The organism is uncultured Psychrobacter sp. (assembly GCF_947488565.1).
Lineage (GTDB): Bacteria > Pseudomonadota > Gammaproteobacteria > Pseudomonadales > Moraxellaceae > Psychrobacter > Psychrobacter saeujeotis.
Genome location: NZ_CANKZC010000002.1, coordinates 158715 through 185543, shown reverse-complemented (window position 1 = coordinate 185543; position 26829 = coordinate 158715). Strand labels below are relative to the sequence as shown.

The window sequence follows — 26829 nt, the reverse complement described above, 5'->3', positions numbered from 1 at the left end:
TAGAAAGGTTTGAAAGTAAATAAAAAGGCAGCACCGCAAGTCGTAATAACTGTGATTTATACATTGAATAAAATAGATACCAAATACGTATTTGTACTTGTATAAAGTATTTAATAACCACGCTAAAACTATCATACCAAGGAATTAAGGTACTGCTAATAAAAAAAGCTGGACAAGAAGTGCCCAGCTAATAATAAATATAATAATATAAAGGTATGATCAAAACCAAATAGTAAAACCAATAGGCTTTTAGCTATTAATTGACCATTTGTTGACTAACGGATAGCGACGCTCGCGCCCAAAGGCTCTTTGACTAATCTTCGTACCAATCGGTGACTGACGACGTTTATATTCGCTATTGTCCACCATTTTGATGGTTTTGGCCACCATATCGGCATCAAAACCTTTATCGACGATCGCTTGATAACCCATATCTTCATCGATATACAAGGTTAAGATGCCATCTAACACCTCATAATCAGGTAGGCTGTCTTGATCTTTTTGATCAGGACGTAGCTCAGCTGATGGCGGACGAGTAATGACCCGTTCAGGAATCACAGGCGTATCCTCTAAGCGATTACGATAGCTTGCCAAGTTATAAACCTGTGATTTATAAACGTCTTTTAACACATCAAAGCCGCCAGCCATATCACCATACAAAGTAGAGTAGCCGACTGCTAGCTCAGACTTGTTGCCAGTCGTAATGACCAAATGTCCAAATTTATTAGACAATGCCATCAAGATAACGCCGCGCGCACGTGCTTGGATATTTTCCTCAGTGGTGTCAGCAGGTGACTTGTTAAATAATGGCGCTAACGTATGGCGAATACCTTCGACGGCATCAAAGATAGGGCAAACAGTATAAGAGACATTTAAACGACGCGCTTGTGCTTGAGCGTCTTCTAAGCTTATCTTTGAAGTGAACTCATAAGGCATCATGACAGCATAGACTTTATCTGCTCCCAAAGCATCTACAGCGATACACAAGGTCAAGGCCGAATCGATACCACCTGATAAACCAACCAATACGCCACCAAATCCTGAATGATTGACATAATCACGTAGCCCAACGACTAACGCTTGGTACATCTCTGACTCACGGCTCAGCGTTAGTGGCGCTTTTTCTTGAGTGTTGAATGTATTGCTATCGACATTTAAAGTCGCTAGCATTAATTGATCTAAAAAGCGTGGAGCTTCATGAGCGATAGAGCCATCGGCTTGCGCGACAATAGAACCACCGTCGAATACTAAGTCGTCTTGACCACCTACTGCATTCACATAGACAATGGGTACTTTGTGCTCACGGCTACGCTGAGTCAGCATGGTCTTACGCATATCTTGCTTACCCGTCTCAAACGGAGAAGCATTAAGACTGACAATGATGTCGACGCCTTGCTGTTTAAGATCTGCAATGGGTGATTTTTCCCATAAATCTTCGCAGATAAGTAGTCCGATGGTGATGCCTTTATAATCAAATAACACTTGATTGCGGCCTTTATCAAAGTAACGGCGTTCATCAAATACCCCATAATTGGGCAAAAACTGTTTATGATAAAAACCTTTTTGATGGCCATTATGCAAGATAGCGGCTGAGTTAAAGGTGCCATGATGGTCAACATGTGGATAGCCGACGATCATCACGATATCTTGAATATCACTTAAAGCCGATAGTGCGCTTTTGATGCGTCCAGATAAGCTTGGACGAAGCAGTAAATCCTGCGGTGGGTAGCCTAGCAAAGCCAATTCTGGGAAAACAATGACATCAGCGCCCTGATCGCGCGCTTGGATGGCAAGTTGACGCATTTTGTCAGCATTGGCAGAGATATCCCCTACCAAAAAATGTGATTGGGCTAAAGCGAAGGTAACCTCATTTGGCGCTACATTGTTTGCAGACCTATCGTTTGAAGGTGAACTCGTTGTATTAGCAGAGTTGTCTGCCGTAAGATTAGAGTTATCAGTGTCTTTTGACATTGTTGTTATTCCTATAAGTATATCAACGAAAATTGGTGGGCTATTGTGAACCCAAAATAAAAGTATCTATAGAACGGTGCTAGCAGTTATAGCCTGCTTAGGCATCACGTTTTAATTATTAGACTGTATGCTAATATTTTTAGGTAAACAGTATTAATCAATACTAATAATCGCCTGCATACGATCGGCGATATTGACATTTGCACAGAATATTGTCCGAAAAATCTACATAGTATTGTTAAAATCAAATTAATAGCTTTAGTATAACATCAATTGTATAACCTACGAGAACGCAGCAGTGATTTACCCCTATAGATGACTACTCAGTTATCTAAGTATTATTGTAATAAGTATTAATTTTTCTGTATCACATAAACGTCAATTTTTTGCTAAATAAAAGTGAAATTGTAAGTAAAAATTACAACACGTCATTGTTTATTTATAGAACGTTATTGCATAATGATTGCCGATATTTAAGTTTTTTTACCAAGTTGACAATACTGAGTCAGTTAGGTCAATCAATAAATTATTTGTTGTTGTATATAAGTTATTGAGCTGTGAATAGGATATAGTTGACAGCATAAAGAACAAAAATAAAAGTTCAAAGACTCTCAAATTTATCAAACAGATTTATTATATAGCTCTGTTATACATGGATATAGTTTGTAGACATCATCTATAAGCGGATGTCTATTCATTTACAAATTTTGCAGTAAAAAGCTCGCTAATTTCTTACTGTCAATGCTTGGTTCAAAAGTTATGATTGAAAACTGGACAAAAGAAGTCGTCATTCAACGCCTGCTCGCTATTACCTTACTGATAATGTTATTTATTCTGTGCTTTCAGGTAGTGCAGTTTTTTATTGTACCAGCTTTATGGGCAGCGATATTAGCCTACGTGACTTTTCCAATCTATACCTTTTTTCATGAAAAAGTCAGACTCAGTCCGGATTTTAGTGCTGGTATTATGACGGTCAGTATCTCGTTGATTATCGGAGTACCACTGGTGATAGGGGTGTTTATTTTGCAACAAGAGGCGCTTAGTCTCTATAGCAACTTAATCTACCGTGTGAAGGTAGGCTACCTTGATGTACCTGATTATTTTAAAGAATTGCCCGTTATCGGTCAGCAGATAAAAGATATTTTGTGGCAAATTAACAAAAACCCTGAAGGGACACTTGAGGCGTTTCGCGCTTGGATTCAATCGCATTTATACTATGGCAAAGTAGCCCTAGATGTGGTGCTCAGTACTTTAGCCAAGCTTGGTATGGCACTCATGACATTATTTTTCTTTTATCGAGATGGGACCAGTTTGATACGTCAGATTCGCCAAGCACTACGCAACGTCATTGGCAATCGAATCGACGGTTATATTGATTCGGTTGGTACAACCACACGTGCGGTGGTATACGGTATCGGTCTGACTGCATTGGCACAAGCGCTGCTTGCCGGTATTGGCTATTATTTCTCAGGATCACCCAGCCCTATTTTACTGACCATCGTAACCTTTATGGTTGCGTTAATACCGTTTGGTACGCCGTTTGCGTGGGGCGCGGTGGCGTTTTGGCTATTGAGTCAAGGACATACAACAGAAGGCATTGGTCTGGCATTGTGGGGTATTTTAGTCATTAGTTGGGTAGACAATTTGATACGTCCGATTGTAATTAGTGGTGCGACCAAAATTCCTTTTATTATTATTTTTATCGGTGTGTTAGGTGGTCTTACCGCGTTTGGTTTTGTCGGTCTATTTATCGGACCAGTAGTGCTGGCCATTGGACTTGCTGTATGGCGTGAATGGATCTCTCAGCATAGAGATGAGATTTTTGCGCCAAAAGAGGTGACGTTAGTAGACAATCAGATGTTATTAGATTTTGATGATCTGATAAAAAAGAAAACAAAAAGCTGAGTTATTCGTTAGGCAGTATTACTGTCTAAGTATTGTTGTCTAATAGCGTATGTCAATATTATCTATCTACCATTAATCGAGGCGCTCATTTATGTCCAATGTTATAAGCTCTGATTCTATGACATCTAAAATCAATCATAAGCTTACCATCATCGCTGATAGCAATATCGCTGGTCTTGAAGATTTTTTTAATGAAAATACGTTGGGCCAAAATACTTATCAAACGGTCAATATTATCAAAGTCGCTGGACGAGATATCAACGCGCAATTGGTGGCTAAGCTGCAACCAGATGTATTGTTAATCCGTTCTGTGACCAAGGTTGATGCAACTTTATTAGCAGACAACCACAGTGTTAAGTTTATCGGCTCAGCGACGATTGGTACTGATCATGTAGACCAAGGCTATTTAGTAGAGCGCAATATTACTTTTGCCAATGCGGCTGGTTGTAGCAAGCATTCGGTGGCGCAATATGTGTTGACGGCTATTTTAACCTTGCGCCCAGAGTACTGGCAGCAGCTATCGACGTCACCGACATTGGGTATTATTGGGCTTGGTAATATTGGTAGCATACTTGCGCAATACGCTACTGATCTTGGCTGGCAAGTATTGGGTTATGATCCGCTATTACCTGCATCGAATATCAATAATGCCAGCTTTGATGAGGTCATTAGCCAAAGTGATGTTATTAGCTTACATGTGCCGCTGACGGACAAAAAAGATAGTAATAATCCCAGTGGTAGTGATTATCCTACGCGGCACTTAATTAATAAAACTGCGTTAGATGCTATGCCGTCAGAAACTTTGCTCATTAATAGTGCACGTGGACCAGTTATTGATGCAGCAGCATTACAAGCCGACATCGAGAGTAATGAGCGTCAAGTAGTGCTCGACGTTTTTGAGCACGAGCCGTACATATCTGAACAGTTACTATCAAAGCTGGCTATCGCCACCCCGCATATCGCCGGTTATACCTTAGAAGGTAAGCTGCGCGGTACGCAAATGGTCTATGATGCATTATGTGAAGAATTTGCGGTCACGCCTACACAAGCTATGCAGCAGCTATTACCAGTCAATATGTATCTATGGTCTGAGCTTAAAGCCTATCCAGATAGACTGATAAAGTTTTATGATATCATGCAAGATGATAGAGAGCTGCGCGAAAAAGTAACTAATGGACAGGTGAGTGGCGTGGACTTTGACCAGCTGCGTCGTGATTATCATTTGCGCCGTGAGTGGCAGCTTTAAAGACGGTAGATATCAATCTCAAGAAGATATTATTAATAATCATATTGGATAATAATGAACCCATCAAACCGTACTTCTACCCATACTTCTAAGCCTACCTATGCCCCAACTATGACACTTGCCATGGCGCAAAAGCGCGCAAAACTGCTTAGTGATATTCGTCAGTTTTTTGCAACGCGTCAAGTGCTTGAAGTACAGACACCACTGCTATCGCAAGCAGGTAATACGGATACTTTTTTGCAATCAGTGGCGGCGCAAGTCACTTATCAAGATAAGCCGTATACTTATTATCTACATACCTCTCCTGAGTTTGCGATGAAGCGTCTTCTTGCCAGCTGGCAGGTGTCTATGTATCAGATTTGCTCTGTATTTCGCGATAATGAGATAGGGACGCGGCATAATATTGAATTTACCATGCTTGAATGGTATCAGCCGTATTACAACCTAACAGATTTGGCTGACGAGCTCGGTCAATTGTTAGAAGCATTATATGGCTATCCGGTAGTCATGAATCACTATCGTTATGTTGACGCATTTATGGACTTTGTGGGAATCCATCCGCTGACAGCCAGTATAGAAGCATTGGAAGCGGTCGCAGAAGATAAAGGGTTGACAGGTTTTGATTTTGATACTGATATAGATAATAAAGAAGATAGTCGGCAAGGGTGGTTAGATTTATTATTCAGCCATGCGGTCGAGCCAAATCTGGGACACGAATTACCGACGATAATTATCGACTATCCACCTGCCACGGCGGCACTCGCAAAAACCGAGTTAGACAAAGACGGCAATCTAGTTGCGAAACGCTTTGAGCTATATATCAATGGGATTGAGATTGCCAATGCTTATGATGAACTGGCAGACGGTGCAGCATTAAAGCAGCGTTTTGAACAAGACAATCTATTGCGCAAGCGTCATGGCTTACCGAACATGCCTATCGATGAGCATCTGCTTGCCGCTTGTGATGATTTGCCAGCTTGTAGCGGTATTGCATTGGGTTTAGATAGGCTACTCATGGTGCTAACAGGAGCAACCAGCTTAGAAGAAGTCATTACTTTTCCAAGCGACTTGGCCTAGCATTAATTAGCTTAGCACTAATTAGCCTAGATACTAATTTGGTTTGCTACTAAGTTGATATGTCACAATCCTCTTCGCTACTCTAGCTATTTGATAACATAATTACTTTACAAGGCGTTAGGCGTTCCAAAATTAAAGCGAGCAAACCTTTAGGCTTACTCGCTTTTTTATCGCTTTAACTCTTGTAGCACTACGCTCTATTATAATTTTGCGATAGCGTCACTGATAGCGGTGTCACCATTTTGCATATTAAAGACTTGCTTGTTTGTATTATCGGCATTTAATACTGCAACTAACGTAGCGGCAACGTCCTCAATGGCATTTTCACCAGCCTCAGTACTGTTTATAGCGATTTTACCAGTGCCGGCACGCTCTTTTAAAGCACCAGCTTGCACGATAGTATAGTCGAGTGTACTGTTATTCACTAACCACTGATCCGCATAATGCTTGGCAATGTAATAGTCTTTTAAGTCAGCGATAGCAGGGTTGTCCCATTTGCTGGTATCCAGTGAAAATACCGTACTTAACATGATATAACGTTTGATACCTTTGTCTTCTACAGCTTGCATGGTCTTGACCGCACCATGTAAATCAACCTCTAACACACCCTTACCGCCAGAACCTGCGACAAAATATACTGCTTCGATATCATCAGCGATTTGGCTCTGGATAGCATTTTTCTCGGCGGTAATATCCAAATCTAACTGCGTGTAATTATCATCATTAAATAATATTTCATCTTGACGGGTAGTACCGACCACTTGATGGTTATCAGCTAATAATTGCTCAACCAGATCACTACCAACGCGACCACTGGCACCTATGACTAAAATTTTCATAATCTTTCCTATTTTGTTCGTATTGTCGTTATGCTATAAATCTTTGTAATAAAAGTACTTTGTATTCAAAAATTACTTGTTAAAAGTAAGTATTAAAAACTGTATATACGGTAACAAGAATAGGTAGCACACTTCGTTATGAAGCGTGCCGATTGCATAGTGTTTGGTTATAGAGTGTATACGGTTTGCAAGGAAGGTGAGATGAATGAGAAAAAAAGTTAACGTACCAGTTTGTTTAGGCCATCGGCAAAGGCTTTTTTGTCGCGATCGCCATAAGGTTTTTGCCCACTCATCTCTTGTAGCTCTAACACGCCAGTGCCACGCATGGTATCCATAAAGTCGCGCATATTGAGCTTTTGTTTGATGTTGTTTTTATCATAGACCATACCGCGGGTTGTCAAAACCATGCCACCTTTGTCCAAGATATCATTAGCTAAAGGGATGTCGCTAGTAATAGCCAAATCGCCTGATTGTATTTGTTCTACGATATAATCATCGGCTTTATCAAACCCCGACGGCACCACGGTCATGACGAGCAGCGGTGACTTACGCAGTTTAATAGGCTGATTGGCGACGAATATTGCTACCGTTTGCGTACGCTCAGCAGTTTTGATAATCAAGTCTTTAGCAATCAACGGTACCGAATCAGCATCCACCCAAATTTGCATTATTTCTTAGCCTTTTCTGTCTTTGCCTTAACGTCAGACGCACTAGCCATTTGACTGTCTTTATTTGCTAAATCAGTATTTTCGATGTCAAGGTTGTTAATATCAGTGTTTTTGATGGACGTTTCGTTTTTGTCATCAAGCTCTATAAAATCTTGATGATCTGGCTCATCTTGCTGTTTTTGACTTTCTTGGATAGGCATATATTCTTTATCTAAGCCAACTTTGTTAGGTAACACGGCTACCAATTTAGCCATTGAAGGCTCTAAGTCAGTTACATCGTTAGGCATCAAGGTTATGTGGGCGATTTTCCGATCTTCACGCTCTGCCTTGTGATAACTATGATAATGCGCGCCATCGATAGCCAGCACCGCACTGATATCAGGATACTGTCCTAATACGTTGACCATAATCGCAGGATGGACATTGTCTGTATCGCCTAGTGGTAAGTTAACGACCGCGCGGATATGGTTCTCAAATTGACTGGTGATAGCGCCTTCAATGCTCCAGTGTCCCGAGTTATGTACGCGTGGTGCAATCTCATTGGCAAGCAAATAATCATGACCGCGCGCATCTTTGGCAACGAACAATTCTAGTGCCATAACACCGACATAACCCAAATGGTTCATGACCGTAGTAATAGCTTCTTTGGCTTGATCAAATATGTGACTGGTACCAACGGCAGGTGCTTGGGTCTTGGCTAAAATGCCATGATGATGATGGTTTTCGACCAAGTCATAACAGCGCACACTGCCGTCTTGGGCGCGGGCTGCGATGATAGAGACCTCACGGCTAAAGTTAACAAAGCCTTCTGCAATGAGTGGCGCTGGGGTTGGCGTTAAACTGCCTTTACCGCTGACTGCCTCTTTAAGATCTTGCCATGCGGCTTTGATATCACTGTCTTGCTCGATGACGTATTGACCTTTACCGTCATAACCACCGCGACTGGTTTTGAGGACAATAGGCAAGCCTAATTGCTCACAAGCCTGTTTTAATTCAGCTTGCGTACTCACCGCCATAAAAGGTACCGTCGCGATATCAAGATCATTAAACATCTGCTTTTCTTTCAAGCGATCTTGAGCGATATCGAGGGCGATGGGCGGTGGAAACATACCTTGTTTTTTGCCCGCCGCTGCAAGGTTTGCTAACTTCTCGACAGTCGCTGTTGGGGTGTTTTCAAACTCCAATGTAAATACATCGGCTACAGCGATAAACTCGTCTAATTGCTCACTGCTATATACCTGCCCATAGAGACTGGCAGGGCAGTCAGGGTTATCTTCTAGGAACACACATTGATAGCCAAGTGGCAGAGCAGCTTGTGCGAGCATCATACCAAGCTGACCACCGCCTAAAATACCGATGGTATGGATAGTTTGCGTAACAGGATAAGCGTTTGCTGTGGTCATGAGAAACTCTTTGGATTAAAAATGAATTAAAACGTGCGGTTTAAAATAGGAAAAGGTGCAATGTATGCACCTTATAGTCAGTAAAACCTATCTGAAATTAAATATCAAGTGGAGAACCATTAAATTTAACTCATCTCAATGAAGAAAATGAGGAATCATGGTTATACAAATATTGTTTAACGGTTAATAATACCAGGCGTAGGACTGGCTAAGATGGTCTCAGTTTGAGTGTGACGCAAATCATCAAGTTTGGCAGCGATGGTACTATCATGCAAGGCCAGTACTTGAATCGCAAGTAAGGCTGCATTATAAGCGCCAGCAGTACCGATGGCTAAGGTTCCAACCGCCACGCCTTTGGGCATCTGTACGATAGAGAGTAAGCTATCCCAACCGCTTAGCATCGATGACTTGACTGGTACACCGAATACAGGGAGCGGCGTCTGACTGGCGCACATACCTGGTAGATGCGCAGCCCCGCCTGCACCAGCAATGATAACTTGTAAGCCTTTGTCTTTGGCGCCTTTTGCATAATCAAATAGTCTATCAGGCGTACGATGGGCAGAGACAACTTCGCAATCAAAAGCAATATCGAAGTCAGCCAGTAGCTGTGCAGCACAATTCATGGTTGCCCAATCAGACTGTGATCCCATGATAATACCAACTTTTGGCTGGCCTGCAGGAGAGGAGATAGAATTAGGGTTTTCGGTAGCCGATCCAGTACTCATGATGAGATATCCTCAAAACGACCATCATACAAAAATTATAGCGTAGCCGTAAAGCCAAGTTTTAGCATTAGTTTAAAAGCTAGCTTAATCTTTGTATTAATACAGGATTAATTTGGTCTTAATATCCAATTGATACGCAGCAATTAATCGTTGAGATATTGTACAAAGTTGGCAGACTGTAGAGGTAGTGGCTGTGTGATATCGAGCTGATAACAAGTCAGATAACCACTATCAATCGCTGCTGAATAGTCCGTACAGACAACTTGTGAGCTCAGGGGCTCAGGCTCGCCTGCTAGCCAATAATGCCCGACAAACACAGGCTTATGAGTTTTTAGTGCAAAGTCAATATTCTCAGCTAAAGCGTCAACTGGAATCTGCGCTAGTGCTGATGCAGGCGCGCGAGCAATCTCATGAAGCGTACGTGATTGTAAGTTGTCGAGCCACCACCGTACCCGCACACGCGAGCGTTTAGTGCCTTCTTTATCGATCATAACGATGCCATCTGGTAATGGGGTCTCCACACCTTTTAACACACGCTCTAACGCATCGAATGGCGGGGTGTGTTCTTTTGAAGTCACTGCAAGCGCATGAGGGGTTAAGCAGTTGTCGGCTGTAAGTAAGGGTTTGAGCATATTCATACTGTCCACATCCCAGCAAGCATGCACAAAGCAGGCATCATCAGTCTCAATCCATAAAGGAATCTCATAAAAGCGCTGTAGCCAATAATGATGTAGATCTGATCCAAACGGTACTTCAGCTAAAAACGCTTCGTGCTGACGCGTATGAACATCATTATGTGAGCGCAAATAGCGTTCAGGGTTGTTGGGATCACGCGTTGCAAACGCGATTGCATTATATTCGTGATTGCCCATGACGATATCAGCGACGCCAGCATCTAGCATGGCAAAAGCAATCTCAAGGGTCGCTACTTGCTGAGGACCGCGATCAATTAAATCACCAATAAAGAGTGCATGATGACCATCTGGCGGCACAAAATATTGCCCATTATGGACATAACCTAATTGCTCAAGCAGCCCGATTAGTTTGTCAGCATAACCGTGAATATCACCAATAACATCTATAAGCATAAGTCGTTATTAAAACCTAAAAGTAAATGAAATTAAACCATATACTATAGTCAATTCGCTATAAAAACGATACAGCGAGACTGGTGTAAGTTTTTCGCATCCTCTATCAGCGTAGACACAGCAAGCGAGAAAAATTTATACCAGTTACGCTTTACGTTACAACGTATCGATTTTATTTGGTATCGATTATAGATAAGCTAAAAGCTAGGAGAAAGTAAAGCGTTAATAAAGTGTGGCAGTACCTGTGGTTCAAGAATGATGGTCGCAATCACACCGAACGCACCGCCCCACATATGAGCCATATGATTGATATTAGAGCCGCCACGTTTGTCAGCATAGATACTATAAGCAACATAAGCAACAGCGAACAGTATTGCAGGTATAGGCACGATAGCGAATAGATAAATGGTTTCCCAAGGCGCTAGTAGAATAAAAGCAAACAATACCGCTGATACACCGCCTGATGCACCTAAACTTAAATAACTGGCATTTTTCTTATTTTGAAGATAGCTTGGAATCATTGCAACGATAATAGCCAACAAATAAAAAGCTATAAATCCGTAACCGCCCAAAAATGGCTGGTAAAGCCCTTCTATAGCGCGACCAAAAAAATACAGAGTAAACATGTTAAATAGCAAATGCATGCTATCGGCATGAATAAAGCCATGACTGACAAAGCGGTACCATTGGCCATCACTTACCGCTGGCGGGTAAAATATCAACCGATTAAACAGTGCCTTATTCTGCCATGCTAATAAGCTTACGATGACTGTGACTATGATGATAAGAGTAGTGTGGTTAAACAAAGAGTAATCCTTAGGCCAAGCCTGATAAACAAAGACGTTGCAAGCTTAGTTGCTACAGCTCAAGGTGTTCTTAGAGATTAGCATACGTCAAAAATTACGTTTCGGTATAATAAATTAGATGCTTACTATATGAGCATCTATCATAGATACAGTGACCAATGAGACAGATTATAGAGTTAAAACACGGCCATAGGTTGATTGGATTTACATACGTATACAAATTATACTGAATAGGTAATTAAATTAACGTACATAAGTCACATCTTTTAAATTTTCCACAGGAGCGGTATTAAGATTTATTGATAGGTTTTTACGACCAACCTTTAAAATTAGTTTTGATTAAAAATATAATATTGGCATCACAATGCAATGAAACAAGCTATTTTAATTTTTGCAAAAATACATAACTAAAATGATGAGTACTTAGACCATGAATAGTACAGTTTATAGCTGTGTTTATGAAAACTGCTTCTATAGCCTTTACTATACTCAGCTTAGAATAAAGTCATGACCTTACTCATGGACACCTGCAACCAAGATAAATATTTTTTGTGCGCCATCGTTACAAAGAGCACGACATGTTCAAGCCAATCGTGCTATATCGGTTTAATGTGGTTCATCTATATATAATTTCGTTCCAAAGGCAGTACTTATGACTATCATTGATCAGCTTGAACAAACGGTAACGACAGCGGTTTTAGGCAATAATAGTAGCGTGGCGCATGTCAGTTTACTTGAGCAGTTTTATGCCATTTTTATTACGCGCTTGGCACAGCCAGATGTATATAAGCAGTTGTCACGCACCGATCAAGATTTACCATTACAAGCAGTTTCAGGCGTCACTGTGTTTGAGCAGCTTTGGCAAAAGGCAAGCCTGCGTCAATGGTTCATTAATGAATTGGCGATGAGCCATCATGTTGATACACAGACCACCGAAAAGCTACTCATCAATGCTGCATCGCTGACCTATCAGGAGCTGAATGTGTTAGCCAATGGTCAGTTTTTACCTGTTTTTTTACAGACGCAGCAACTGTCAGTAAGGCCTTATTTGCCAGTATGGGCAGAGAGGGTCATATCACCAAAGGATGCGGTTAACGAAAACATAAAGTTGGACGAAGACGCACTTAACGATATTGAAAATACAGCTGATGACATCGTTGAATCTGATGCTACTGACGTGCCAAGTATAGTAGTCAAACCAATGGCAGGCGTGAGTAGTTTGACCGGGAGCTTGTCAAAAAATGATAGCACGCTCAATAATATAACCACGTTAGACAAAGAGCTTTTTTTAACCGATACGAGCAATGTTATCCATACCAACCCATCTGACTATCGTGACTCAGACACTTCTGAGAGTCGTTTAAAGGGTCGCACGCGTAACCCGAGGAATAATCTGATAGTAAAGGTCTTGCTATTAATTGGCGCACTGCTCGCCATTGGGCTAGCATGGGTATTCGTCATCAAGCCTAATTATCTAACCGCTGCACCTGTAGAGCCAGTTGCTGATATACCTGTCGAAGCTGAACCGACAACTGAGCCTGCCGTAGAAGATTTATCACCAGTGGAGCTACTGATTGTGTTAGATGACAGTGGGAATATATATACTTGTACCGCGACTGTAGGGGATACAGTGTTACAAAATGCGCTGAATCAAGCCTTACACGTCAGCTTTGGAGCGCAGACAAATTCTTGTATGCTAGAAGTAAAGCAAGGCGTTGCTAAGCGTTTATCCAACATCGATGTAGAAGCGTTACCCCGTGTATTCACGCTACTGCGCGCAGTTCCTTTTGCACGATTACAACTACAGAACGCCGCGCTTAACCTAGAGGCACCGGATGACGTATTGCTCCAACGCTTAGTGACTGATATACGGACTATAATACCGACAGCAATGATAACCCATGCTGCACCCTTACCATTAACAAATAGCGACGAGATAACCGACGATAATAACGATGATATAAGTATGATGAACAGTCGCGATAATCAGTCTAACGATATAAAAAAACCACTAAACAATACTTATGACGAAACCTATCCTCAAAACAATAATCCTAGAAACAATGACCTTCAAAATAACGATATGAGTTCCAGCCAGAGTGCATGGCAATCAAATAACGATACAAGTAGTACAACAGAAACAATACCCTACAATACCAATCCTGATAAAGATATGAATAACCAGACTAACAACGAGCGCTCGTTTACCACTTCAATTGGTTCTATGTCAGCAGCAGAGGTTGATGATTTGGCCAATACTACGATCGTCGCTGAGAAGCTACGTAATGAGAGGCCAGTTGACAAGAATATCGTTCAGGAAAGATAAGCCCGCGCTGAAATATTTAAATAGTTTTTAACGATTTAATTAAAGTCTACGTAGCGATTAATAATTGATCTTCATACGATTTTTATTTTTATGTTAATAAATTGTAGGGGTTTAGCGATACAGTTACGTGCCACATCTCAAAAATTACCTAATGTATCATTTGCACAACAGCGTGTTTGTAGAGTTGACTTATGCATTGCTTTTATAATGTTTGATAGTTAAGTTTTATAGATGAGTAGTTAATCGTAAATCTTATATGAGTAAAATTAGCCAGAATATAAGGTGCTCAGCACTTTTTTATTTGGACTATTTATTTATATACAGATTTATAATAGATTTTTTATATCTTTTGAATGAGTTAGGCATAAAACAAGATTGATTGGAGGAAGTACATTATGGATATCATTGGTCATTTAACACGTACCGTTAGCCCTGCCGTATTAGGAGATGATCAGTCTCCCGCTAAAAAAAGTTTACTAGAACAATTTTATGCAATTTTTGCTGCACGTTTAGCAGACAAAGACACCTATGGACGTTTTGCTAATGAAAATATCGCTCGTGATGATCAGGGTTTTTATGATCGCGTGTGGACTGACGGCTCGCACCGTGACAGTATTTCACGTGAGCTTGCTGGTGCTCATAATGTGGACGCAACGGCGGCTCGTGGCTTAGTCGCTATGGCAGCGCCACTTGCTTATCATGAAATCAAAAGCCTAGCAGGTACGACGCCTGTACCACAGTTTTTGAGCGATAACTCTGCTGATTATCAGCATCATATTCCTGCTTGGGCCAGTGCAGTAGTTCCTGCTGGTATGCTTGGTGCTGGTGCTGCCGCTGGTACGCGCATTTCTGATACTACCAGTATGGAGCCACTTCAGCACAAAGAAGAAGAATCTGGTAGCTTTATGAAAGCTTTGCTACCTATTATCGGTTTGATTATCTTAGGTGCATTGGCTTGGGCGTTATTAAGAGGGTGTCAAGACAATCCAGAACCTGTAGCCACTCCAGTCGTTACTGAACAGTCAGTTGAAGATGATGGTCAAGCGGTAGCTGCGGTCGCCGCTAGTGTGGAGCCAGCCTCTATTCGTATTGCTACTGGCGAAGCAAATACCTTATATGCATGCCGTATGAATGTGGGTGATGAGACATTACAAACAACCATTATGAATGCTATGAGTAGCACCTTCGGCAATGAGGCTGATAAGTGCCGTGCAGATGTAGATGATAATTTTGCAACGGATATGCCAGCTGCAGCACAATTGGCTTCTATTTTACCAATTATCAAAAGTGTGCCAAACGCTAGTATGATCATCAAAGGCGATGAAATCGTGGTTAATTCGGCTGATGCAGAGGTACTTGATAAGCTCGTCTCTGACTTACAAGCGGCTGCACCAGCACTGTCTATAAAAGCAGAGGGCCCATTAAATCTACAAAGTGAGATTGATGATAGTTTGGTTGCAGCAGATGCTGCTGTTGATAATCTTGGTGAAAATCCAGACCCTCGTGATGTTGCTCGTGCTTTAAGTATTCAGGTAATCAACTTTGAGCTTGATAAAGCGATCATTCCAGAGGTGAACAAACCTTTCCTTGATCGTGCTGCTAATGTCGTTCAAGAAGTCCCCAACGTTGAATTAGTGATTATCGGACATACAGACAATCAAGCTTCTGATGCATACAATATGGAATTGTCTCGTGACCGCGCTGAAGCCGTAAAAGAGTATCTGGTCTCTAAAGGTGTTGATGCAAGTAAGCTTACAACCAAAGGTATGGGGGAAAGCGAGCCTATCGCTGATAACTCGACCGAACAAGGACGCTTCCGCAATCGTCGTATCGAATTTGTTGTTAACGACGAAGCTACACTGAATGGTACAGGTGTCAGTGGTACGATTACTAATAATGCTATTGACCCAGACCTAAACCCGTTGGATAGCAATAATGATGATATGACGGTGGACGGTGATGACAATGGCGTAGATGCTACTGTGCCAGATCCAGATCTAAATCCACTAGACAACAACAATGATGATGTATTGCCAGATGGTGATGATCCTACTCAAGGTACGGCATTAGACCCACAATAAAAGTTAGACTTAATTATCAATGTCAAAAACCGCGTCTAATAGAGATGCGGTTTTTTTGTTATATGAAATGTCCTCAAAGACGATAAAAACTACTTAACTACCAAAACTATTTATCTGTAGTCAGTTGGGTCTAGTTTCTTATGTTCACCTTGGGGTAGCGAAAAATCAGATTGAGCATTAAAAAACGTCTTTAGAACATTCTCCTTAGCTTGCTGCCAATATTCAAACTGCTGGCAGGTCGATTTTAAATCTCCTTGCCATGACGGCACCTGTCCACACATAGCCTTGACGCGGCTCTGGTTAGGGTAGGGCAGTTCTTGAGCAACCTTGGCCGCTTCATGGGCGGCAATACGATCATTGCATACTAGAGCAATATCGCAACCTGCTTTGATGGCTGCACGTACACGGTCGCTAATGTCACCAGCCGCTTGCGCGCCTGCCATACATAAATCATCAGAAAATAAAACACCGTCGAATTTGAGCTGATCACGAATGATGTCTTGCAACCAAACCTTGGAAAAACCTGCAGGCTTATCATCTACTTGCGAAAATATCACATGCGCTGGCATCAGTGCATCGAGCCATGGTAATGTCTGGGCAAAAGGCTGCATATCAGTGGCTAGTATTTCATCAAGGCTGCGATCATCAATGGCTTCTGCCACATGAGAGTCAGGAGCGATAGCGCCGTGACCAGGGAAGTGCTTGCCTGTGGTTGCCATACCAGCCGCTCTCATACCACGCATAAACTGTGTGGCCAAAGCGACGATCACTTGCGGATCTTTATGAAAGCTACGGTCACCGATGACTTGACTAATGCCATCTCTATCAAGTACTGGTGCAAAACTGAGGTCAACCCCCACTGCTAATACTTCAGCAGCCATCAAATAACCACAATCATAAGCGCAGCTTAGCGCCTCAGTTGAATGATGGTCAAACAACTCACCAAGCTTACCCATAGCGGGTATTGGTGTAAACCCATTACGTAACCGAGCAACGCGCCCCCCTTCTTGATCGACACCGATGAGAATATCAGGGTTATGATAGCGAATATCGTCACATAGCGCGCGTACTTGTGCGGCATCGACAATATTACGTGCAAACAAAATTACGCCACCGACTTGAGCTTGTTCGAGTAAACTGATGTCTTCATTTGTCAGTGCGGTGCTACCGATATCGATCATTAACACACCATACATGGCAAGATCCTTAGAGTGCTGTGCACTTATATTATGAGTTTTGATAATGACTGGTTATTTATATTGTTGGTTTGATGATGACATCATTAAAGCAGCATGGGTGAAAACTGCCTTTTTCTATCAATCTATTATGCCAGTTGTCGCTTATCAGACCTATGTTAATTTGGCAGATACAGCTGTTAGTATATTTATCATTGCTACCATTTAAGTATAGAATTATTACCACAACTTAAGTTGTATAACTGGTGTTGGTCAAACCATTACTATAAATATGATAACACGTACAATAAAGACGATAGAAAGTTTGGTATGTACAGACGTAGCGTGTAAGATTGTTTATACAGTTTGAGACAGTTGTAAGCCAATGACCATGCTAATATTGAACGCAAAGTATTCTATAGTAACAAACCAGTTTAAGACATATTGATAAGACAATTTAAGACACATTTTAGGCATTTTATCACTTAAAACAACCAGGTACACATAATGAAAAAACAACCAGCACAGTGGTTACTCAGCGCAGCGTCAGTCGGCGTAGCTGGGCTTATTCTGACACAAAGCTATGGTACAGCAGTAGCAGATACTGGTACTGAAGGGTTTGTCCAAACTCCTGAACAAAAAATTACAACCAGACAAGTCGCGGCACTATTAGACCGCAGTCATTATTTGAACCAACCACTTGATAGTGAAATGGGCAGTGAAATTTTGTCTATGTACATTGATAATCTAGACCCAAATCATACGTTGTTTTTGCAATCTGATGTTGATGAATTCGAAAAGAAATATGCAAGCGAATTTGGCAATCGACTCAAGCGCGGTGATCTATCTGCTGGTATCGACATTTTTGAGCGTTATCGCAAACGCTCAAATGAGTACTTCGATATGGCCACAAGAATGCTCAAAACGGATCTTGATTTGACAAGTGATGAGACCATCATTCTTGACCGAGAGAAGCTTGAACACTTTAAAACCAAAAAAGCACAGCGTGATTATTGGGCACGTCAGTTAAAATTTCAGTTAATAAGTATCTCTTTAGGTAAGGAAAGTGAAAAAGGCAAAGAACAGATATTTTTAGATAACCCTGACATCACTCGTGGTCAAGATTTAGTACGTGATGATCAGCGTACGCCAAGTGAGATTTTATTAAATCGTTTGTCGCGCCAACAAGGGCAGATGTCACGTTTAAAAGACGATGAGATTATGGAGACAGTACTCAATACTGCCATGCTCACTTACGATCCACACAGTAACTATTATGCGCCTATTCAGGCGACTGAGCTACAGATTCAGTCAAGCTTACAGCTAGAAGGAATCGGGGTCTCTATTCGTCCAGATCGTAAAAACCCAGATTATACACGTATCGTCACTTTAGTCGATGGTGGGCCTGCGGCCAAAACGGGTCAAATCAAACCCAACGATCTCATCATCGGTATCGCTGAAGATGGCAAAACCATGACCGATGTGGTCGGTTGGTCAACGCGTGAAATTGTCGGTTTGATTCGCGGTAAACGTGGGACTTCAGTGACTTTAAAAGTGCGTCAGCCCAATACACCAGAGGCGAGTGCTCGTACTATTACCGTCGTACGTGACATTATCGAGCAAGAAGAATCAGGAGTCACGCACCGTATCGTAGAGGTACAACGTCCTAACATTGATGACACGCCACAGCGCATTGGTGTGCTCGAGATACCAAGCTTTTATTTGAACTATCGTGCGCGGCGCAATGGTGAAGATTATCGTAGTGTCAGTGTTGATACTGAAAAGGCAATCAAAGCCCTAAATAAAGAAAATATCGACGGTCTGGTGGTGGATCTGCGTAACAATCCAGGTGGCTCTTTGGATGAAGTAGCAAAGATGCTAGGGTTATTTATCAAAGGTGGGCCATTAGTACAAATACGCGATAACCGCGGCAATGTCCAAGTATATCGCGATGATGATGGTGGTAAACAGCTATATGATGGCAAGGTAGTGGTGCTCACAAACTTAGCCTCAGCGTCTGCTAGTGAGATTTTCGCAGCAGCGATACAGGACTATGGCCGAGGTTTGGTGGTTGGTAGTACCACAACTGGTAAAGGCTCTGCACAAATACAGCTGGACAATCTAGCGCTGGGTTCTGCAACATTAACTCAGCGTAAGTTTTATCGTATCACAGGGGGCAGTACACAGAATAAAGGTGTTGTACCTGATGTAGAGCTAGTCAATATTTATGATGACGCTACCTTTGGTGAGCGCGCACAGAAAAAAGCGCTACCATGGGATACTATTAAGACGGCTGCATATAAGCCTGAAGGTAAGTTTTCTTCAGACACGCTTGCCACCTTGAACCAGCAATCGAAAATACGTCAACAGCAAAATCCGCAGTTTGTTTATCTATCTACTCTAAATGACATACGCGATATGGATGATGAAAAAAAGCCCATTGATTTGGATATAAATAGTCGCCGAGCGAAGATGGAGTTGATTGAGCAGCGCTCATTGCAAGCTGAGAATAAACGTTTAATAGCGACAGGTAAGGGTCCATATGCCAATTGGGATACTTATCAAGCAGCCATGGATGCAAAATTTGAAGAGCGCAGCAAAATGAAAGTTGATGAACGTCCGCAGCTACCAGAGGACGAGGCCTTTATCAGCGAGGCGGCTTATTTAATGCTAAGCGCTGATCCAAAAGCGACGCCCAGTCCTAAAGAAAAACTGCAAGCAACAATAGAGCCTTAAATACCTTGAACATTGTCTGTAAGCATATGCTTACAGACAATGTCGTTTCAACCTCTTACTAAGCGAGGGGCAATCTGCGATTATAGACCCACTGCACAGTTTGACGATACTATGTTTAATACTAGGGATTGGTATTTGTAGGTTGTTTATAAATTGTTTCAGGGATGGATTGCTCATTACGGATGATAAGGCTGGATGCCTAACAGTTATACTATGTCTTGGGATTGGGTATAGCATAACGTAAACAAGGATGGTTGGTGATAGAAACCGCATAGCGCTTGTCGTTGTGCGGTTTTATTACGTTTGGATGGGAGTGGTTTTATTACCAAGACATCCACAATATTTTTTTTACGATAATGTTCAAAAACAACTGCTCTTATCGTTTAAACCAAAAAAACCAGTAGACATCGCTACTGGTTTTTTTGGTTTAAACAATAAGTAATGTTTATCACTCATTGTTCAACGTTCTATCTCATTTATGATAGATTAGTGCTCAACGCCACCTGCGCCATGTACATGGCCGTGGTTGAGTTCGTCTTCAGTTGCTGCACGTACTTCTTGAATTTCTACATCAAACGTTAAACGCTTGCCAGCTAGTGGATGGTTGGCATCAACAGTCACTTGATCATCAGATACTTCAGTAACCGTCACTAACATAACTTGGCCACCAGCTTCTGACTGAAACTGCATACCAGGCTGGATATCGTCAACACCTTGAAAGTTATCACGTGGCACATGCTGCACTGCTTGCTCTTGGTATTCGCCGTAGCCATCAGCAGGTTCAACGACTGCATTAACTTTTTCGCCAGCAGATTTACCTTCTAGCTGCTGCTCAAGGCCTGGAATAATGTTGCTATGGCCATGCAAATAAGCAAGCGGTTGACCTTCTGGTGACTGGTCAAGAATGTTGCCTTCGTCGTCTTTTAGCGTGTAATTAAATTTGACGGCAGTGTCTTTTGCGATAGTAGTCATAAATTATCCTAAATATATCTATGTAAAAAATTAGATGCGGTTGCAATAAACCTAAAAAAGCCAATCAGTAAGCCAAAAGCCATATCATTAGTTAATTATCGTCAGTTTATTTAAACTTATAAAAGTAACTTTAACAGTTAGCATCTTTAATTGAGATGGTAATAATAACTTTCAAGGCAAAAAACATAAAAAATGCCAATATTCATGAAATTTATTCAATTTTTATTATATTAGTCAGCTTAAAATAAACACAGGGCAAGCGTATTGATGCGCTACTGATACCACTTTGTCCCGTTAACTTTACGCTTTGCCAGACAAGAGTTAAAAAATTCAACTCAGTCATTGTTTTATTCATCGCCTCAGTCACTCTACATCCATTTTAAGATGCATTGCTTATATTATTCATTATTCATTATTAATTACTCATTGCTTATTGGTTGCGTTTTGCATTTAAGGCTTCTACTATAACGTTAAACACCATAATAAGTATCCAATATGACAACACTATCCTTATCACAAGACCACTCATCAAATCATCAGTCTGCACCAAAACGTACCACTGATATCAGCTATCAGCTCGATTTTGACCGATTTTTTGAGCATTTAGTCGATGTTACGCTAAGCTTTACAGCAGATACAGCATCACCGCGCTTATGGTTGCCAGCATGGATACCAGGCAGCTATTTGATGCGTGAGTTTGCTCGTAATATTACGGCAGTTTATTACCGAATAGAGAATCAAGAAAGTAAAGAACAAAGTAAAGAACATAGTGATGCCAGCTCTTTTAAACAACGTGCTCATAAGATTGATAAAAATACATGGCAACTACCACAGGTTGAAGCTGGGCAGCTGCTAAGCGTCCATTATGAAGTTTATTGTTATGACTTATCAGTGCGTACTGCCTATGTCGACCAGCAGCGTTTGTATGGAAATTTTACGTCGCTTGCCTTGGCTGTAGAAGGACAAGAGAAAAAACCAGTACAGGTAAGCCTTATCGTACCAGCCACATTTTTAGCAGAGCAGAATCTGACGACTAACGATGATAGTGATATCACACTGGCATGCGGTCTTGAGGCCACGCATCTACACGTTGATGCGCAAGATGGTCATGGTAAGCATAGCTATAGTTTACTAGCAGACAGTTACTATGAGCTGATAGATCATCCTTTTGAGATTGCCGCTCAAACATCATTTAACTTTATCGTTCAAGACCATATGCATCAGACATTGAGTCATCGATTTTTTATCTCTGGCAAACACAACGCCAACATGGGGCGCTTGCAGCAAGATGTGACGCAGATTTGTCAGACGTATGTCAATTGGCTGGGTGATGCGCCGTTTGATGACTATACCTTTATGACTTACGCCAGTGGTCAAGATTATGGTGGCCTTGAGCATATCAACTCTACCAGCCTGATCACCCCGCGCCGCGACTTACCAAGTTTCGATGAGCCTAAAATACCAAGTAGCGACTATCAGCGCTTTTTGGGTTTATGCAGCCATGAGTACTTTCATTCGTGGTGGGTCAAGACTGTACGCCCAGATGTGATGCTAGAGGTTGATTTGCGCAAAGAAGTATTCACACCGCTACTTTGGGTGTTTGAAGGTTTTACCTCTTATATTGATGATTTTATGCTGCAAGCCTCAGGCGTGATTGATAAAGCCAGCTATCTAAAACTGTTGGCTGAACAAATGAATAGATACTACCAAACGGATGGCCGTGCGCATCAAAGTGTCGCAGAGTCCAGTTTTGATGCATGGATTAAGCTTTATCGTAGCGATGAAAATACTGGTAATGCAGGGATCAGTTATTACAATAAAGGCGCATTGGTCGCTCTTTGCTTAGACTTGACGCTACAGCAAAAAAGCGCTGGTCGCTACCACCTATTCGATGTGGTGAAAGCGTTTTACGAGCAGGCAAAGCAAAAGGACAATAAGCGCATTGGTATCAGTAGTGCTGATATGGGTACGGTGATCGGTCAGTTTATGCCAATAGCAGACTGGGAAGACTTTGAGCGCCGTTATGTCAATGGCGTGGAGGAGTTGCCTCTTGAGCGCTTGCTTACTGACAATGGAATTACCATTCATGATGATGTCAAAGAAACAGCCGATAAAAAGATACCTTGGGGTCTACGCTGCACTGAAACGCCAGCAGGTCTAAAAGTCAATCGAGTACAACGTAGTAGCGCTGCAGCAAAGGCTGGAATATCAGCTCATGATGTCATTATCGCTATCGATGGTATCAAGGCTGATAGTAAACAACTAACAGCTTTCAGTCACGCTCAGCATAAAGTTACTTGTCATTTATTCCGCCGTGATGAGCTGATGTGTGTCACCGTATTGCCTAACGTGGTCATGCAAGGTCAAGATAGAGTAGAACAAGCTTTTCCACATAAGATAAATTTACGGTTGGTTAAAACAGACAGCTCACAAGAGCAAGACGGAGCACGTCAGCAGATTGTTCCGGCTTGGCAAATGTGGCTTAATGGCATAGAGCGTTATCAAAAGTAAGGCTATTGATTGAGCTCGTTATTATCGATCTCTTGCAGAGCAATCCAATCTTGCATCAGCTCAATTTCACGCTGCTGCGTATCAATGATCTGCTGTGCAAGCTGACGCATTTCTGTATCTTTACCATACTTCATCTGCACCATTGCCATATCTACTGCACCTATATGATGTGGCAGCATCCCGCGCGCGAATGCCATATCAGGCATCGGGTCTGCGATGCCAAGTGTCATCTCCCCATGCATAGTTTCCATACCCTTAGCATAGGCTTGCTGCATTGCTTGAGTATCAGGTTTGGGTTTAGCGGCATCAGGATGACTGGCAAGCCACTTGTTTATAGTATCAATCTCAACTTGCTGTGAGTCTATAATGTCTTGCGCAAGCTTACGCATAGTCTCATCAGTACCGTATTTGAGCTCAGTTTTTGCCATATCTAAGGCACCGCGATGGTGTCCAAGCATGCCTTTGGCGAATGCAGTATCTGGATCATTATAATTCATCCCGATCATCATCTCATCATGCATTCTTGCCATCGACTTACTGTAATCTTTGAGCATATCGCTCATTTGTACATCATCAGCGCTCATAGCTGCATCTGGCATATGATGACCTGCATGCCCATCAATCGTTTCATCTACCTTGGTTACTTGTTCAGTTGCTTGGGTTGAAGGTGCTACAACCTCTTCTATGGTCGTTGCCTCATCGTTTTGAAGGACTGTACTTTCTGAGTTTTCAGTGATTGGCTGGCAAGCACTAAGCACAAGTAGCGTTGTAACACTAATAGCTATAGCAGGAAGAGGATAACGATAAGAAGTCATGATATGTCCTTAACATAAATAAGCCGCTAGTCAGTCAAATGAATAAATAAATTGACAAACCATTTGGCTAAAACACAACAAATAATGGATATTAGCAGATTAGTCTTGCTAATTCGAGTCGCTAACGTTTTAAATGTCAGCAGCAAATTTGCTACAACCTGTGTTCTATTACTTTATGATACCCAACTTCTGACAGCGCTCTTTACTTAAGTGAATACGTACAAACTCACCAACACCTAAATTGCCCAATTCAAACCCAGCCACTGACCATCTGATTAAGCGTAAGCAAGGCAGGCCAACATGCGCTGTCATACGACGTACTTGACGGTTTTTCCCTTCGTAAATGGTCAGCATTAGCCAGGAGTCAGGGACGCTTTTACGCTCGCGAATAGACGGGTTACGTGCCCAAAGAGGCATCGGTAATTCGTCTTCGTTTAGACGTTCGACTTTAGCAGGCAGCGTCTTACCGTCTTTTAAAACAACACCTGTTACAAGCTGACGTAGTTGCTCAGGAGTTGGAATACCCTCAACTTGTACCAAGTAAGTTTTGCCTTGTTTGTGCCCATCATTGGCCTTTGGTGGATGCGTGATGGCTTTGTTTATCCGTCCATCACTTGTCAAAATAAGTAAGCCTTCTGAAGTCGCGTCCAATCGACCAGCCACTCTCAAAGACTTGTCAGTGAAGTATTCAGATAACGTAGTATGGTCATTGTTACTATCGTCACGAAACTGACTTTGTACTCCGTAAGGTTTGTTAAATAAAACAAGGCTTGAGGCTGACATAAGGCAAATATATCCAAACAAAAAAGAAAAGATTTTATGTGATAAAAAGGAAGATTGCGCTACCTATTATCGTCTGACATTTTGAAACCAAACCGTTTGAGAATAGATGTTAAAATAGGCACTATTCTTTACTCATACTAATTATGTACTAAGCATGAACAGCCATCATATTATAAATATATCAGTTGATAAGCGTCTAACATAGTCAGACAAAACGAAAGCAATATTGAGCCAGTAGCATACTAAATAAACATCACGTTAGCTAATCTCAATTATAAAACCATGATGGAGTAAAGGTTTTTGTAGTGCTAGTAATTGAAATATTTATAGCAAATATTTGTCACATAACAAAGTGATCAATGGGCCTGAGAACCCTAACATATAATCAAGGAATTTTATTTATGTCTTATAACAAAGTTATCGTACCAAGAGATGGTGAAAAAGTGACTGTCAACGCTGATTTGTCGTTAAACGTTCCTAACAATCCAATTATTCCGTACGTTGAAGGTGATGGTATCGGTATAGATATCACGCCTGTCATGATAAAGGTGGTCAATGCTGCTGTAGACAAAGCCTACCATGGCAAAAAATCAATCATTTGGATGGAGGCCTACCTTGGTGAAAAAGCTGCCAAAATCTACGAAGGTGATTACTTGCCAAGCGAGACATTAGATGTTTTAAAAGACTATGTCATCAGTATCAAAGGTCCATTGACCACACCAGTTGGCGGCGGTTTTCGTTCATTAAATGTTGCAGTACGTCAAGAGCTTGACTTATACGTCTGTCAGCGTCCAGTACGTTGGTTTGAGGGCGTCCCAAGTCCAGTCCAACATCCTGAATTGACCAATATGGTCATCTTCCGTGAAAACTCAGAAGATATCTACGCTGGTATTGAATGGAAAGCGGGTAGTAATGATGCCAAAAAGGTCATCGACTTTTTACAAAATGAGATGGGTGTCGATAAGATACGCTTCCCTGAAGACTGCGGTATCGGTATCAAACCTGTATCAAAAGAAGGCACACAGCGCCTAGTGCGCAAAGCCATTCAACATGCTATCGATAATGACTTGCCAAATGTAACCTTAGTGCATAAAGGCAATATTATGAAGTTTACCGAAGGTGCATTTAAAGAGTGGGGCTATGAGTTAGCTGCGGAGCGTTTTGGCGCCGAGTTGTTAGATGGCGGTCCTTGGATGACGATGAAGAACCCTAAAACAGGTAACGAGATTGTCATTAAGGACGTCATCGCTGATGCGTTTTTGCAGCAAATACTAATGCGTCCTGCAGATTACTCAGTGGTGGCAACACTAAACTTAAACGGGGATTATATCTCTGATGCACTGGCAGCAGAAGTGGGCGGTATTGGTATTGCACCAGGCGCGAACAAAGGCGGCGCTGTTTCTGTTTATGAGGCCACTCATGGTACTGCGCCAAAGTATGCAGGTCAAAACAAAGTAAATCCAGGGTCGTTAATACTGTCAGCTGAGATGATGTTACGTGATATGGGCTGGGTTGAAGCAGCAGACCTGATTATTGAAGGAATAAAAGGCGCGATTGCGAGTAAGACAGTGACTTATGATTTTGAGCGCTTGATGCCAAAGGCTACCTTACTGAGTACCTCGGAGTTCGGTACAGCAGTCATCAAGCATATGAACGCTTAAAATTTCATGGAACGTCAGCTTTAAACCTGCGTTGCTTATAA

Annotated in this window: 20 protein-coding genes; 9 read left to right on the top strand and 11 right to left on the bottom strand. The window is 41.8% G+C overall.

Annotated elements, in window-relative coordinates; genetic code table 11:
• Positions 1-249: 249 nt before the first annotated feature.
• Entirely contained in the window at positions 250-1971 is a 1722-nt protein-coding gene (locus tag Q0890_RS05020) for an NAD+ synthase (protein WP_299218261.1), read from the bottom strand.
• 759 nt (positions 1972-2730) lie between these two features.
• Here Q0890_RS05020 and Q0890_RS05015 point away from each other — a divergent pair.
• The 3 genes from Q0890_RS05015 (at position 2731) to epmA (ending at position 6199) form a co-directional block, all read left to right on the top strand.
• The gene (locus tag Q0890_RS05015; protein ID WP_299218259.1) at positions 2731-3876 is read left to right on the top strand and encodes an AI-2E family transporter; all 1146 of its coding nucleotides are present in this window, start codon (positions 2731-2733) and stop codon (positions 3874-3876) included.
• Positions 3877-3994: 118 nt separating this feature from the next.
• Positions 3995-5122 carry a 4-phosphoerythronate dehydrogenase gene (locus Q0890_RS05010; RefSeq protein WP_299218976.1) on the top strand — a complete coding sequence of 376 codons (1128 nt, stop codon included), beginning with the start codon at positions 3995-3997 and terminating at the stop codon, positions 5120-5122.
• 54 nt (positions 5123-5176) lie between these two features.
• On the top strand, positions 5177-6199 hold the full coding sequence (gene epmA, locus Q0890_RS05005) for an EF-P lysine aminoacylase EpmA (RefSeq protein ID WP_299218257.1): 1023 nt from the start codon (positions 5177-5179) through the stop codon (positions 6197-6199).
• Between the two features lie 200 nt (positions 6200-6399).
• On the opposite strand, the gene Q0890_RS05000 is transcribed toward epmA, so the two are convergent.
• From Q0890_RS05000 to Q0890_RS04975, 6 genes are all read right to left on the bottom strand, one after another.
• Entirely contained in the window at positions 6400-7038 is a 639-nt protein-coding gene (locus tag Q0890_RS05000; RefSeq protein WP_299218255.1) for an NAD(P)H-binding protein, read from the bottom strand.
• A 218-nt stretch (positions 7039-7256) separates the two neighbouring features.
• Positions 7257-7706 carry a YaiI/YqxD family protein gene (locus tag Q0890_RS04995; protein WP_299218254.1) on the bottom strand — a complete coding sequence of 150 codons (450 nt, stop codon included), beginning with the start codon at positions 7704-7706 and terminating at the stop codon, positions 7257-7259.
• A complete protein-coding gene (locus Q0890_RS04990; protein WP_299218252.1) occupies positions 7706-9109 on the bottom strand; it encodes a 5-(carboxyamino)imidazole ribonucleotide synthase in 1404 nt (467 codons plus the stop codon). The genes Q0890_RS04995 and Q0890_RS04990 overlap by 1 nt, the downstream gene beginning before the upstream one ends.
• Positions 9110-9285: 176 nt before the next feature.
• On the bottom strand, positions 9286-9834 hold the full coding sequence (purE, locus tag Q0890_RS04985) for a 5-(carboxyamino)imidazole ribonucleotide mutase (protein ID WP_299218251.1): 549 nt from the start codon (positions 9832-9834) through the stop codon (positions 9286-9288).
• 143 nt (positions 9835-9977) lie between these two features.
• A complete protein-coding gene (locus tag Q0890_RS04980) occupies positions 9978-10922 on the bottom strand; it encodes a metallophosphoesterase (protein WP_299218249.1) in 945 nt (314 codons plus the stop codon).
• A 197-nt stretch (positions 10923-11119) separates the two neighbouring features.
• Positions 11120-11728, bottom strand: coding sequence for a rhomboid family intramembrane serine protease (locus Q0890_RS04975; protein WP_299218247.1), 609 nt, complete (start codon positions 11726-11728; stop codon positions 11120-11122).
• Positions 11729-12380: 652 nt separating this feature from the next.
• Between Q0890_RS04975 and Q0890_RS04970 the strand changes: the two genes are divergently transcribed.
• Together Q0890_RS04970 and Q0890_RS04965 are read left to right on the top strand one after the other, a co-directional pair.
• Positions 12381-14054: a hypothetical protein gene (locus tag Q0890_RS04970; RefSeq protein ID WP_299218245.1), complete on the top strand. Its 1674-nt coding sequence runs from the start codon at positions 12381-12383 to the stop codon at positions 14052-14054.
• A gap of 395 nt (positions 14055-14449) precedes the next feature.
• Positions 14450-16135, top strand: coding sequence for an OmpA family protein (locus Q0890_RS04965; RefSeq protein WP_299218243.1), 1686 nt, complete (start codon positions 14450-14452; stop codon positions 16133-16135).
• Positions 16136-16245: 110 nt separating this feature from the next.
• Here the strand turns inward: Q0890_RS04965 and nagZ are convergent, their stop codons facing one another.
• On the bottom strand, positions 16246-17331 hold the full coding sequence (nagZ, locus tag Q0890_RS04960; protein ID WP_299218241.1) for a beta-N-acetylhexosaminidase: 1086 nt from the start codon (positions 17329-17331) through the stop codon (positions 16246-16248).
• 46 nt (positions 17332-17377) lie between these two features.
• Between nagZ and Q0890_RS04955 the strand changes: the two genes are divergently transcribed.
• Both Q0890_RS04955 and Q0890_RS04950 read left to right on the top strand, forming a co-directional pair.
• A complete protein-coding gene (locus Q0890_RS04955; protein ID WP_299218239.1) occupies positions 17378-17539 on the top strand; it encodes a hypothetical protein in 162 nt (53 codons plus the stop codon).
• Between the two features lie 278 nt (positions 17540-17817).
• On the top strand, positions 17818-20046 hold the full coding sequence (locus tag Q0890_RS04950) for a carboxy terminal-processing peptidase (protein ID WP_299218237.1): 2229 nt from the start codon (positions 17818-17820) through the stop codon (positions 20044-20046).
• A 486-nt stretch (positions 20047-20532) separates the two neighbouring features.
• Here the strand turns inward: Q0890_RS04950 and Q0890_RS04945 are convergent, their stop codons facing one another.
• The gene (locus Q0890_RS04945; RefSeq protein ID WP_299218235.1) at positions 20533-21018 is read right to left on the bottom strand and encodes a peptidylprolyl isomerase; all 486 of its coding nucleotides are present in this window, start codon (positions 21016-21018) and stop codon (positions 20533-20535) included.
• A gap of 495 nt (positions 21019-21513) precedes the next feature.
• Between Q0890_RS04945 and Q0890_RS04940 the strand changes: the two genes are divergently transcribed.
• The gene (locus Q0890_RS04940; RefSeq protein WP_299218233.1) at positions 21514-23529 is read left to right on the top strand and encodes a M61 family metallopeptidase; all 2016 of its coding nucleotides are present in this window, start codon (positions 21514-21516) and stop codon (positions 23527-23529) included.
• Positions 23530-23531: 2 nt separating this feature from the next.
• Here the strand turns inward: Q0890_RS04940 and Q0890_RS04935 are convergent, their stop codons facing one another.
• A complete protein-coding gene (locus Q0890_RS04935) occupies positions 23532-24344 on the bottom strand; it encodes a DUF305 domain-containing protein (protein WP_299218232.1) in 813 nt (270 codons plus the stop codon).
• Positions 24345-24512: 168 nt separating this feature from the next.
• Positions 24513-25127, bottom strand: a complete 615-nt coding sequence (locus Q0890_RS04930; protein WP_299218230.1) for a pseudouridine synthase — start codon at positions 25125-25127, stop codon at positions 24513-24515.
• A 401-nt stretch (positions 25128-25528) separates the two neighbouring features.
• Between Q0890_RS04930 and icd the strand changes: the two genes are divergently transcribed.
• Entirely contained in the window at positions 25529-26788 is a 1260-nt protein-coding gene (icd, locus tag Q0890_RS04925) for an NADP-dependent isocitrate dehydrogenase (protein ID WP_299218229.1), read from the top strand.
• Positions 26789-26829 lie beyond the last annotated feature (41 nt).

What these genes read in the sequence shown, in the direction of transcription:
- Q0890_RS04950 (WP_299218237.1), top strand. Translation starts at nt 17,818, where the DNA reads ATGAAAAAACAACCAGCACAGTGGTTACTCAGCGCAGCGTCAGTCGGC.
- purE (WP_299218251.1), bottom strand. Translation starts at nt 9,834, where the DNA reads ATGAGTACTGGATCGGCTACCGAAAACCCTAATTCTATCTCCTCTCCT.
- Q0890_RS04965 (WP_299218243.1), top strand. Translation starts at nt 14,450, where the DNA reads ATGGATATCATTGGTCATTTAACACGTACCGTTAGCCCTGCCGTATTA.
- Q0890_RS05010 (WP_299218976.1), top strand. Translation starts at nt 3,995, where the DNA reads ATGACATCTAAAATCAATCATAAGCTTACCATCATCGCTGATAGCAAT.
- Q0890_RS04990 (WP_299218252.1), bottom strand. Translation starts at nt 9,109, where the DNA reads ATGACCACAGCAAACGCTTATCCTGTTACGCAAACTATCCATACCATC.
- Q0890_RS04945 (WP_299218235.1), bottom strand. Translation starts at nt 21,018, where the DNA reads ATGACTACTATCGCAAAAGACACTGCCGTCAAATTTAATTACACGCTA.
- Q0890_RS04935 (WP_299218232.1), bottom strand. Translation starts at nt 24,344, where the DNA reads ATGACTTCTTATCGTTATCCTCTTCCTGCTATAGCTATTAGTGTTACA.
- nagZ (WP_299218241.1), bottom strand. Translation starts at nt 17,331, where the DNA reads ATGTATGGTGTGTTAATGATCGATATCGGTAGCACCGCACTGACAAAT.
- Q0890_RS04970 (WP_299218245.1), top strand. Translation starts at nt 12,381, where the DNA reads ATGACTATCATTGATCAGCTTGAACAAACGGTAACGACAGCGGTTTTA.
- Q0890_RS05015 (WP_299218259.1), top strand. Translation starts at nt 2,731, where the DNA reads ATGATTGAAAACTGGACAAAAGAAGTCGTCATTCAACGCCTGCTCGCT.
- Q0890_RS04995 (WP_299218254.1), bottom strand. Translation starts at nt 7,706, where the DNA reads ATGCAAATTTGGGTGGATGCTGATTCGGTACCGTTGATTGCTAAAGAC.
- epmA (WP_299218257.1), top strand. Translation starts at nt 5,177, where the DNA reads ATGAACCCATCAAACCGTACTTCTACCCATACTTCTAAGCCTACCTAT.
- Q0890_RS04940 (WP_299218233.1), top strand. Translation starts at nt 21,514, where the DNA reads ATGACAACACTATCCTTATCACAAGACCACTCATCAAATCATCAGTCT.
- Q0890_RS05000 (WP_299218255.1), bottom strand. Translation starts at nt 7,038, where the DNA reads ATGAAAATTTTAGTCATAGGTGCCAGTGGTCGCGTTGGTAGTGATCTG.
- Q0890_RS04955 (WP_299218239.1), top strand. Translation starts at nt 17,378, where the DNA reads ATGACTGGTTATTTATATTGTTGGTTTGATGATGACATCATTAAAGCA.
- Q0890_RS04980 (WP_299218249.1), bottom strand. Translation starts at nt 10,922, where the DNA reads ATGCTTATAGATGTTATTGGTGATATTCACGGTTATGCTGACAAACTA.
- Q0890_RS04930 (WP_299218230.1), bottom strand. Translation starts at nt 25,127, where the DNA reads ATGTCAGCCTCAAGCCTTGTTTTATTTAACAAACCTTACGGAGTACAA.
- Q0890_RS05020 (WP_299218261.1), bottom strand. Translation starts at nt 1,971, where the DNA reads ATGTCAAAAGACACTGATAACTCTAATCTTACGGCAGACAACTCTGCT.
- icd (WP_299218229.1), top strand. Translation starts at nt 25,529, where the DNA reads ATGTCTTATAACAAAGTTATCGTACCAAGAGATGGTGAAAAAGTGACT.